This window comes from Escherichia coli (assembly GCF_036503815.1).
GTDB lineage: Bacteria > Pseudomonadota > Gammaproteobacteria > Enterobacterales > Enterobacteriaceae > Escherichia > Escherichia coli_F.
Genome location: NZ_AP027764.1, coordinates 593,264 through 605,088 on the forward strand (window position 1 = coordinate 593,264; position 11,825 = coordinate 605,088).

6 protein-coding genes are annotated in these 11,825 nt (G+C 55.9%); 1 reads left to right on the forward strand and 5 read right to left on the reverse strand.

All coding sequences use genetic code 11. The features are described from left to right. Positions 1-12 precede the first annotated feature (12 nt). The 5 genes from AABJ99_RS02830 to gltB form a co-directional block, all read right to left on the reverse strand. A complete protein-coding gene (locus AABJ99_RS02830) occupies positions 13-1,107 on the reverse strand; it encodes an ATP-binding protein (RefSeq protein ID WP_332218528.1) in 1,095 nt (364 codons plus the stop codon). Further along, complete coding sequence (locus AABJ99_RS02835) at positions 1,104-2,708, reverse strand: DUF5691 domain-containing protein (protein WP_039021334.1); 1,605 nt, start codon at positions 2,706-2,708, stop codon at positions 1,104-1,106. The genes AABJ99_RS02830 and AABJ99_RS02835 overlap by 4 nt, the downstream gene beginning before the upstream one ends. Then, on the reverse strand, positions 2,705-4,027 hold the full coding sequence (locus AABJ99_RS02840; protein WP_039021335.1) for an SWIM zinc finger family protein: 1,323 nt from the start codon (positions 4,025-4,027) through the stop codon (positions 2,705-2,707). Before AABJ99_RS02840 ends, AABJ99_RS02835 begins: the two co-directional genes overlap by 4 nt. A 232-nt stretch (positions 4,028-4,259) precedes the next feature. Continuing rightward, on the reverse strand, positions 4,260-5,678 hold the full coding sequence (gene gltD, locus AABJ99_RS02845; protein WP_000081681.1) for a glutamate synthase subunit GltD: 1,419 nt from the start codon (positions 5,676-5,678) through the stop codon (positions 4,260-4,262). Between the two features lie 12 nt (positions 5,679-5,690). Continuing rightward, positions 5,691-10,151: a glutamate synthase large subunit gene (gene gltB / locus AABJ99_RS02850; RefSeq protein ID WP_039021413.1), complete on the reverse strand. Its 4,461-nt coding sequence runs from the start codon at positions 10,149-10,151 to the stop codon at positions 5,691-5,693. A 674-nt stretch (positions 10,152-10,825) separates the two neighbouring features. On the opposite strand from gltB, the gene yhcC reads away from it, so the two are divergent. Beyond that, positions 10,826-11,755: a TIGR01212 family radical SAM protein gene (gene yhcC / locus AABJ99_RS02855; RefSeq protein ID WP_032303877.1), complete on the forward strand. Its 930-nt coding sequence runs from the start codon at positions 10,826-10,828 to the stop codon at positions 11,753-11,755. Positions 11,756-11,825: the final 70 nt, after the last annotated feature.

Below are 11,825 nucleotides of genomic sequence, written 5' to 3' on the forward strand. Positions count from 1 at the left end.
TTGCCTTGCTGATTACACAATTTCGCGGCAGGCGCGATAGAGATCGTTCCAGTCGCTGCGCTCTTTGACGATAGTTTCCAGATATTCACGCCATACCACGTCGTCCTGCACGGGATCTTTTACCACCGCGCCGATAAGGCTTGCGGCGATATCCCGCGGATGCAGCACGCCGTCGCCAAAATGGCCCGCCAGCGCCATACCGTTGTTGATAACGGAGATCGCCTCCGCGGTGCTGAGAGTACTGGTTGGCGACTTAATTTTCGTTTTGCCGTCAACCGTCAGGCCGTTTCGCAGTTCGCGGAAGATTTGCACGACTCGCTGGATCTCTTTAAGCGCTGGCGGTTCGGCAGGAAGTGCCAGCGCCTGACCCAGTTCGGCGACGCGGCGAGTGACAATGTTAATCTCTTCTTCTTCGCTGGCGGGTACGGGCAAAATGACCGTGTTGAAACGACGTTTAAGCGCGGAAGAAAGCTCGTTAACGCCTTTATCCCGGTTGTTGGCGGTGGCGATAACGTTAAAGCCGCGCGTCGCCTGGACCTCTTCATTCAGTTCGGGGATAGGCAGCGTTTTTTCCGACAGGATCGTGATCAGCGTGTCCTGAACATCAGCAGGAATACGCGTCAGCTCTTCTACGCGTGCAATCTGCCCGCGCGCCATCGCCCGCATCAACGGACTTTCTACCAGCGCCAAACGTGACGGACCTTTAGAGAGCAACTCCGCGTAGTTCCAGCCATAACGCATTTGTTCTTCACCGGTGCCTGCGGTGCCCTGAATAATTAACGTTGAGTCGCCGCTGATGGCAGCCGCCAGATGTTCAGATACCCAGGATTTCGCAGTGCCGGGTACGCCATGCAACAGCAGTGCGCGATCGGTTGCCAGCGTGGCAACGGCGGTTTCGATAATCCGCCGGTTGCCGATATATTTCGGCGTGACCTCAAAGCCATTTTCCAGCTGCCCGCCCAACAGATAGGTGGCGACGGACCATGGAGAAATGGCCCAGTTTTCCGGGCGCGGATGAGTATCGTTTTTTTGCAGCTCATCCAGTTCTTCAGCAAATTGTTGTTCAGCATGTCGGCGTAAAACGGCGGCAGTAGCGGTAGCATTCATAAAGTGGTTTCTCCGACAAAAAGCGAATTAAGTTGAATTCGGTGCGCCAGCGCGGCGCTCAGGGCAGTAAAGGCTGCCTCGCAATAAGGCGTTTGTTGTGCGTCGTGCGGCCACTTGTCAATGACATCATTGAGGACTTCGGGGGCCAGCAGGCAGGCGAAATCACTCATCACATGGCGCAGGGCGTAGTCAAAGCGCGCGGAATCATGTTTCACCCAACGGTGCAGCTCCGTGACCATTTGCTGGCTCAGGCGCAGGCTAAAGAGCGACGCATCAAGCGGTAACAGGCTGATGTAGCGATGTAAATGTTCGCCGCCCACCACTGAGAACAATGACCGTAACATCGGCTCGTGTTCTTCTACAGGCAGACATTGCAAAAGCTCAAAGGCGTTAATCTTCACGCCGGCAGGGTAATGAATGCTCATTCCGACGGGCAGCATGGCGAGAAACGCCTGCGCCCACTGCGGATTTTTTTCGCGCAGTACGGCGTGATACCAGGCGCGCAGTAGCGCCTCCTGCCAGTCGGTTTTCCCGGCCCAGCGCAGCAGTTCAACGGGGGTAGCCTGCAGTTGCGTTTGCCACCAGTCGAGCGGAACCGCTGCAACTATCTGATACAGCCACCATGAGCGCTGGCCCAACTTTTCGCCTTTGGGCTTAGTTTCTTCCAGCGCATCGGCCTTCCACTCTGGCAGGAAAGCCTCCGGGGCATCAAGGGCGACGCGCAGCATTTTTTCTCCGCGCAGTAAACCTTTTCGCCGCGCAAGCCAGCTCTCAGGATCGGGGGAGGAATTGAGCAGCGGCGCTAACCTGGACTTCATGCGCCAGACCCAGGCGCTTTCTGGCAGACAAAGCAGTAATCGTACCGCAGTTTGCCGCACCTCTTTGCTGCGATCGGATAATGTCTGTTCCAGAAAGGCTTCGTCGTGTTGGGAGATCCCCACTTCCAGCACAGCCAGCAGCTGTGCGCGTTCACGGGCATCCAGCGAACTCATCTCCTGCGCCAGCCGATCGCGACCCTGTTCCGGGGCGCGAATGCGCATTTGCGTCAGATATTGCAGACGCTGTTCGGACGTGCCGTGCAGCCACATTTCTTCATCCAGCGGAGCGTCAACGGAGGCAAGAAAATAGCGCCAGTCGGCGTTAATTTGCGCCAGCCAGCGCCCGCGAGCGCCGAGGACATTGGGCAGAATGCCGCGTATTGATGGATTTTGTACGCCGTAATTCAGCAGTGCCGGTAACAGCAGGGGCGGAGAAAGAAGCTGACGCTGGACCAGGTGATCAAGCGCTGACCACAGTAAACGCGGCGGCCCTTCTGCCAGCAGCAGATGCAGCAGACCTGCAAAAGCCGGATTGTTTATTGTCTGCGCATTTTCTTCGCCCATTTCCGGTAGCGGTGCGGGGTCAATCGCCTGCGGCACCCAGCCAGCCAGATGGCAGAGCGCCAGAACGCCCGCCGAGCGCAGTAGCTGTTGCTCTGCGGATGTGTTATTCGCCAGTTCAGACAGTAACAGCCCAATCTCACTTTGCGACGCCGACGGTGTAAACGCTTTTTTGTCTGTGCCGAGTAGCGCTGTGCGGGTTAAATTTTGCCATTCGTTCATTGTGCGCCTCCGGTTGCCCAAATGACGCTACCGGCAAGCCAGGCGCTACAGGGCGTCAGCTGCTGACCATCCCATTCCCCCATTAGCATAAACGGCGCGCCGCCGCTGGCCGCCAGTAACCGCCAACCCTCGTCCGACGACAGGTGCGTCGGTAAGTGCTGGCCCTGTGTCGAGACGAATCGCCAGCCGCTCTCGTGCGGGTAAATCAATATTTCGCTTACTCGCAGCGGCAGAGGCCATTGCCAGGGATTCGCGCTAAGCCGCTGCGCCATGTCATGCAGCGCGTCCGGGAGGGGTAATTCTGCAAGCGGGAATCTTTCACCGCGGGTAAACGGCTCCACAACCCGCGCCCGTAGCGGTGATGTGCCAGGGAAAAAGGTGAGTGCTCCCTGGCAGACCTGCCCGGTGATAAAGTGCCGGGGAAAGTTTTTCCCACCGTGTGAATAGTTCAGCAGTAGCGCGGTGCGGTGGCTCTTTTCTCCGTACAGCCAGACCCGGCGTCGCCACAGATTATTCTCTTCTTGCGCGCTTTGGCCTAAGACCTGCCAGTTATCAAGGCAGGTTAGTCCGTCAGCGATGTCATGTTTATCCGGGGTTATTCCCAATGCTGCATGGAGATCGCTAAGTTGTGCCGGGGATAACATTTGTTGCTGGCGCCAGGCGTCAATAATCAGCTGTAGCTGCCCCAGTTCTTTGCACAGGCTCGATGGCCATACCTCGGCGGTAGTAAAAAGAGTGGTCAGATTGTTCAGGCGAGCGGCAATTCCCGGTAGTTGAGCGTCGACCATGCGGGCGGCGATCCCGGCAAAAGGCAACTGTTGTGCAGAGATCTGCGCCAGACCGTGGCGGATCAGGTCGTGCATCCACTGTTCGAGGAAATCCAGCCCCGCCGTCATTTTTTGGTTGCGTGCCGCTTCCCGTTTGGCGGCAGCCTGCGGGTCGGCAGCTTTTGCCTCAGCCTGCTCTTTCTTCTCTTCTTTGCGAACCGCTCGCTGCTGGCGCGAGGTTAGCCACTCGCTTACCCATTCCGGCGGCTCGCCAGCGGTGAAACTTGCGGTGTGTTGCACCTGGAGCAAAAGCAACGCAAGGCTATGTTTACAGGGGAATTTACGGCTGGGGCAGGAACATTTACAGGCCAGATCCTGCCTGTCGACCCGTACCTGATAAGGGCGGGAGCCGCTGCCTTTACATTCTCCCCAGAACGCGGTCTCGCTATATCCCAGCGTCGGCCATTTTGCGGGGGCAACCAGGCCACGAGCCGCTTTAACCGAGGCGTCATCGGGCGCTAGGGCTTGCACTGATTCAACGGTCAGTTCCATTACAATTCTCTATTGGCGTGGGGAAATCGATGGGGTCAAGGAGGCGTTAAGCAAAGCAGGAGGAGACTGTTTTCCGTAACAGCGTATTGCGCGTCCATCGCAAATTTGTAGTGAGTATAGCGGGCGGTAAATTCAGGAAACAATGGCGGATAGCGGAAAGTGTAGTTTTTCGGAAAAAGATAACTTTATCCCGTGTAACCCGTTTTAAGCGGGCTACACGGGAGGTTGCAATTTAAACTTCCAGCCAGTTCATGATCCCATCTGCCGCCTTACGACCTTCGGCAATAGCGGTTACCACCAGATCAGAACCACGGACGATATCGCCGCCAGCAAAGATTTTCGGGTTGCTGGTCTGGAAGGCATTTTCGTTGCCTTCCGGTGCGATAATTCGGCCTTGCGAATCCAGCTCGACGCTGTGTTTTGCCAGCCATTCCATGCTGTGTGGACGGAAACCAAACGCCATGATCACCGCATCTGCCGGAACGATATGTTCGGATCCTGCCACGATCTCTGCGCGGCGACGGCCTTTGGCGTCCGGTTCACCCATTTCGGTGCGCACCATTTTCACGCCGCTGACTTTGCCGTTGCCGTTCACTTCAATACCCAGTGGCTGGACGTTGAATTTGAACTCAACACCTTCTTCCCGCGCGTTTTTCACTTCGCGGCGGGAACCCGGCATGTTCTCTTCATCACGACGATAGGCACAGGTGACGTGTTTCGCCCCCTGGCGCACGGAAGTACGCACGCAGTCCATCGCGGTATCGCCACCGCCAAGTACCACCACGCGTTTGCCTTCCATGCTGACGAACGGTTCTTCGCGAGTTTCACCAAAGCCCATTAACTGTTTGGTGTTGGCGATAAGGAACGGCAGCGCTGCGTACACGCCATCGGCGTCTTCGTTTTCCAGTCCGCCGCGCATTGACTGATAAGTCCCGACGCCAAGGAACACCGCATCGTAATCACTCAGCAGATCGTCCAGCTGCACGTCGCGGCCCACTTCGGTATTGAGTTTGAATTCAATACCCATGCCGGTGAAGATTTCACGGCGGCGCGTCATTACCTCTTTTTCCAGCTTGAAAGCCGGAATACCGAAGGTCAGCAGGCCGCCAATTTCCGGGTGACGGTCGAAGACGACCGCTTTTACGCCGTTGCGCGTCAGGACATCCGCACACGCCAGACCCGCCGGGCCTGCGCCGATAATCGCCACTTTTTTACCGGTTTGCTTCACGCCGGACATATCCGGACGCCAGCCCATTTCGAACGCTTTATCATTGATATAACGCTCAATGTTGCCGATGGTCACCGCGCCAAACTCATCGTTCAGCGTGCAGGAACCTTCGCACAGACGGTCCTGCGGGCAGACACGTCCGCAAACTTCCGGCAGGGTATTGGTCTGATGCGACAGTTCTGCCGCTTCAAAAATACGCCCCTCGTTGGCGAGCTTCAGCCAGTTCGGGATGTAGTTGTGTACCGGGCATTTCCACTCGCAGTATGGGTTGCCGCACGATAGGCAGCGGTCAGCCTGCGCTTTGGCCTGGCCTTCGGAAAACGGCTCGTAAATTTCAACAAACTCAATTTTGCGGATCTTCAGCGGTTTCTTTGGCGGATCAACGCGCTGCAGGTCGATAAATTGATAAACATTCTGACTCATTGTTGCTACCCCTTACTGCGCCTGCACGCGCAACTCTGCTGCGCTACGACTACGGTGACCCAGCAGTGCTTTTACATCACTGGACTTCGGTTTAACCAGCGCAAATTTCGTGGCGAAGGTTGACCAGTTAGCCAGAATCTCTTCACCGCGCTGAGAACCGGTATGCTGGACATGCTCGGTGATAAGACCACGCAGATGCTCTTCATGGATCGCCAGGGAGTCAACGCTTAAGACCTCGACTAGTTCCGGGTTAACGCGTTTGCGGAAATCGCCGCTTTCATCGAGAACGTAAGCGAAGCCGCCGGTCATGCCCGCGCCGAAGTTAACGCCGGTTTTACCCAGAATACAGACGATACCGCCCGTCATATATTCACACCCGTTGTCGCCAATACCTTCAACCACGGTAATTGCACCGGAGTTACGCACGCCGAAACGTTCACCCGCGCGGCCTGCGGCATACAGACGACCACCGGTCGCGCCATACAGGCAGGTATTGCCGATAATGCTTGCTTCATGGCTGCGGAAGGCTGAGCCAACCGGAGGACGAATGGCGATTAAGCCGCCCGCCATGCCTTTACCGACATAGTCGTTGGCATCACCGGTCAGGTACAGTTCCACGCCGCCCGCGTTCCACACACCGAAGCTCTGGCCTGCGGTGCCGTTGAAGTACGCTTTGATCGGATCGGCTGCCAGACCCTGATCGCCGTGCGTCTGGGCGATATAGCCTGAAAGCGACGCGCCGACAGAACGGTCGGTGTTGCGAATATCGAACCAGAAGGTTTTGCTCTGGCGCTCATCGACAAACGGTTTCGCCTGTTGCAGCAACTGCGCGTTCAGCAGGCCGTTATCAAACGGCGGGTTGTTTTCGGTGCAGTAGAGCGCCTTACCTGGATGCGGCTCGGCAGTCTCCAGCAGCTTGGACAGCGCCAGTTTCTGCTGTTTGGCGGTGAAACCGTCCAGCTCTTTGAGCAGGTCGGTACGGCCAATCAGATCCACCAGGCGCGTTACGCCCAGTTGCGCCATCAGCTCGCGGGTTTCACGGGCGATAAATTCAAAGTAGTTGGTCACTTTGAACGGCAAGCCGTGATAGTGGTTCTTACGCAGTTTGTCATCCTGAGTTGCTACACCGGTGGCGCAGTTGTTCAGGTGGCAGATTCGCAGGTATTTACAGCCGAGCGCCACCATCGGGCCAGTGCCGAAGCCGAAGCTTTCTGCGCCGAGAATCGCCGCTTTGATGATATCGACACCCGTTTTCAGGCCGCCATCGACCTGCAAACGGATCTTATGACGCAAGCCGTTGGCAACCAGCGCCTGTTGTGTTTCAACAAGCCCCAGTTCCCACGGGCAGCCTGCGTATTTCACCGATGAAAGCGGACTTGCGCCGGTGCCGCCGTCATAGCCTGCGATGGTGATCAAGTCCGCATAAGCTTTCGCCACGCCAGTCGCGATGGTGCCAACGCCCGGTTCAGAAACCAGCTTCACGGAGATCATCGCTTTCGGGTTGACCTGCTTGAGGTCGAAAATGAGCTGCGCTAAGTCCTCGATAGAGTAGATATCATGGTGCGGCGGCGGAGAGATCAGCGTCACTCCGGGCACCGAATAGCGCAGTTTGGCGATGTAAGGAGTGACTTTATCGCCCGGCAACTGACCGCCTTCGCCCGGTTTCGCGCCCTGGGCGACTTTAATCTGAATGACGTCAGCATTGACCAGGTACGCCGGAGTAACGCCGAAGCGACCAGAAGCCACCTGCTTGATGCGCGACACTTTGTTAGTGCCGTAGCGCGCCGGATCTTCACCACCTTCACCGGAGTTCGAGTTACCGCCGATGCTATTCATCGCTTCCGCCAGCGCCTCGTGGGCTTCCGGGCTTAACGCGCCGATAGACATCGCAGCGGTATCGAAGCGTTTAAACAGTTCGCTTGCCGGTTCAACATCGGCAATGTTGACTGCGTTTTCACCCGGCGTAATTGCCAGCAGATCGCGCAGCGTGGTTGCCGGACGCTCATTAACCAGCTTCGCGTATTCCTGATAGTCGCTGTACTCGCCGCTTTGTACCGCCTGTTGCAGTGTGCGCACGACGTCCGGGTTGTAGGCGTGGTATTCGCCACCGTGCACGTATTTCAGCAAGCCGCCCTGGCTGATGGGCTTACGCGCCAGCCAGGCACGTTTCGACAGATTCAGCAGATCCTGCTGGAAGTCTTCAAAGCTTGCCCCACCAATGCGGCTAACCGCGCCCTGGAAGCACAGGCCCACTACATCATCGTGCAGACCGACCGCTTCAAACAGTTTCGAGCAGCGGTAAGACGCGATGGTGGAGATGCCCATTTTGGACATGATTTTGTACAAGCCTTTGTTGATGCCGTTACGGTAGTTGAGCATCACGGTACGATAATCTTTGGCAATCGCGTGGGTGTCTACCAGGCGGCCCAGCGTTTCATAGGCAAGGTACGGATAAATAGCCGTTGCGCCAAAGCCCAGTAACACGGCGAAGTGGTGCGGATCGCGGGCGCTGGCGGTTTCGACGATGATGTTGGCATCGCAACGCAGGCTTTGATCGACCAGACGAGTCTGGATCGCGCCAACCGCCATTGGGGCCGGAACTGGCAGGCGATCTTTAGCGATATTCCGGTCAGAAAGCACCAGCAGCACGGTGCCGCTACGCACCATCTGTTCTGCTTTGTCGCACAGCTCTTTGACCGTCGCTTCGAGCGTGGTTTTAGTGACGTCAAAGGTGATATCCAGCGTATTTGCGCGGTAGTGCTCCTCTTTCATCGTCGTGAGCTGTTTGAAATCGGAGTAGAGCAGAATCGGCGATTTAAAGCTTAAACGGTGCGCCTGGCCCTCTGCTTCACAGAAGACGTTCATTTCACGCCCGATGCTGGTGGCGAGCGACATAACATGCGCTTCACGCAGTGGGTCGATAGGCGGGTTAGTGACCTGGGCAAACTGCTGACGGAAGTAGTCGTAAATAATACGCGGCTGGCTGGAGAGCACGGCGAATGGGGTGTCGTCGCCCATCGAACCGACGGCTTCCTGACCGTTTTCACCCAGGACGCGGATCACCGAATCCAGCTCTTCCGCGCTGTAGTTAAACTGTTTCTGGTAGCTGGCAAGCGTGTCGTCGTCCAGTTCGCGGCTACCCACTTCTTCATCGGGCAAGTCTTCAAACGGCACCAAACGGCGGACGTTTTTCTCCATCCACTCTTTATATGGATGGCGGCTTTTCAGATCGTCATCGGTTTCTGCCGAGTGCAGAATACGCCCACTGCGGGTGTCGATAACCATCAGTTCGCCTGGCCCCACGCGGCCTTTTTCGACCACTTCGTCAGGCTGATAATCCCAGATACCGACTTCAGAGGCGCAGGTGATGAGCTTATCTTTGGTGATGACGTAGCGCGCCGGACGCAGACCGTTACGGTCGAGGTTACAGGCGGCAAAACGACCATCGGACATCACGATGCCCGCCGGACCATCCCACGGCTCCATATGCATGGAGTTAAAGTCGAAGAAAGCGCGCAGCTCCGGGTCCATATCCGGGTTGTTCTGCCAGGCGGGTGGCACTAACAGACGCATGGCGCGGATGATATCCATCCCGCCCGCCAGCAGCAGTTCCAGCATGTTATCCATGGAACTGGAGTCAGAACCGGTTTCGTTGACGAACGGCGCGGCGTCGTGCAGGTCAGGGATCAGCGGTGTCTGGAATTTATAGGTACGCGCGCGCGCCCATTGGCGGTTACCGGTGATGGTGTTGATTTCACCGTTATGCGCCAGGTAGCGGAACGGCTGCGCCAGCGGCCAGCGCGGTACGGTGTTAGTGGAGAAGCGCTGGTGGAACAGGCAGATGGCCGATTCCAGACGCAGGTCCGCGAGGTCCAGGTAGAAGCGCGGCAGATCCGCCGGCATACACAGACCTTTATAGATGTTCACCAGATTCGACAGGCTACAGACGTAGAAGTCTTTGTCAGCTTCGAGACGCTTTTCAATGCGGCGGCGGGCGATAAACAGACGGCGCTCCATATCGCGCGGACGCCAACCTGCCGGGGCGTTCACAAAAATTTGCTCAATGCGTGGCAGAGAGGAGAGGGCGATTTCACCCAGCACGCCTTCGTTAGTGGGGACATCACGCCAGCCGACAATCGACAACGTTTCGCGTTGCAGCTCTTCTTCAACGATGCGGCGTGCGGTCGCGGCGAGTTCAGGATCTTTATTCAGGAAAAGCATCCCGACGGCGTAGTTTTTCGCTAAACGCCAGCCGCGCTCATGCGCAACAATGCGAAAAAAGCGATCCGGTTTTTGTAACAGCAAGCCGCAACCGTCACCGGTTTTACCATCGGCGAGAATCGCGCCACGGTGCTGCATGCGGGCCAGTGCGTGTATTGCAGTACGCACTACCTTGTGGCTAGGTTCGCCTTCTATGTGGGCGATCAGGCCGAAACCACAGTTATCCCTCTCAAGGGATTTATCGTACAACATATCGTGAACCTCCCCCAGGCTCTGCGGGAACCCCACTTCCGAACCGCTGCGCACGGGCACAGAAAGAGCGTGGCGACGGGGTTTGCGTTTCATTCGCGCGCCTCGCATTCGCCCCCTTGTTGTCCTTTTCGCATCGATTAATACGGTGAAGAGGGGATCTCAATTACTGCATAAATATGATGAGCAGGCTGCTCATCCAGAAAGCTTCCAGCGGATTTCCAACTTATCGGGAAAGCTGATACAGGTCAAATGGCAAGCTTATTGGTACAGAAATGTGCTTTAGCGCAAAATTCTTTATTAATTTATTGAAATTAAAAAGGATTTGTTAATTAAGTTGAAAAGAGGCGTCGTTAGGGAAACAGTCAATTCCTGACTGTCATAAAGGCGTGTTAACCTTTATCCTGCCTTGAACTGACGAGAAAGGCAGTATTTTATACTGCATTAATTGGTAATGACGTTTCATGCTACTGTTTTTGCCTAAAATCCATAACCTGATAAAAAAATCTGACACAAGATAAGCAAAAGTGATTTATGTGATTATGAATGAAATTTCGGTGATTTTGATTGATTATGCAGTTGATAAAGGCAGACCGGGACGATTGATCCAGGTCATCGCCGAATTGAGCTAAAAATGGCAGGCTTTGGCCTCTTTTCAAGGCGCGGTCTATCAGATTATGCAGTTACAGAAATTAGTCAATATGTTTGGTGGTGATCTCACCCGTCGTTATGGGCAAAAGGTGCATAAGCTGACGCTGCACGGCGGTTTTAGCTGCCCTAACCGTGACGGTACCATCGGGCGTGGTGGCTGCACATTCTGTAATGTTGCCTCGTTTGCCGATGAAGCGCAGCAGCATCATTCCATTGCCGAGCAACTGGCGCACCAGGCGAATTTAGTTAACCGCGCTAAACGCTATCTGGCCTACTTTCAGGCGTATACCAGCACCTTTGCCGAAGTTCAGGTGCTGCGTTCTATGTATCAGCAGGCGGTGAGCCAGGCCAATATTGTCGGTTTGTGTGTTGGTACCCGCCCGGACTGCGTGCCGGATGCGGTGCTGGATCTGCTTTGCGAATATAAAGACCAGGGCTACGAAGTGTGGCTGGAGCTGGGGCTACAAACCGCCCACGACAAAACGCTGCATCGCATCAATCGCGGTCATGATTTTGCCTGCTATCAGCGCACGACGCAGCTGGCGCGTGAGCGCGGGCTGAAGGTGTGTTCTCACTTAATTGTCGGCCTGCCTGGAGAAGGGCAGGCTGAATGTTTGCAAACGCTGGAGCGAGTGGTTGAAACCGGCGTGGACGGCATAAAGCTGCATCCGCTACATATAGTAAAAGGCAGCATTATGGCGAAAGCCTGGGAAGCGGGGCGTTTGAACGGTATTGAACTGGACGATTACACGCTCACTGCCGGAGAAATGATTCGCCATACGCCACCGGAAGTGATCTACCACCGCATTTCCGCCAGCGCCCGTCGCCCGACGCTGCTTGCTCCGCTGTGGTGCGAAAATCGATGGACGGGAATGGTCGAGCTGGATCGCTATCTGAATGAACATGGCGTACAGGGATCGGCGCTGGGACGTCCGTGGCTACCTCCAACGGCGTAGGCCATTGAGGGGAATTCCGCATTTCTCACACAATTTATAACGTAACTGTCAGAATTGGGTATTATTGGGG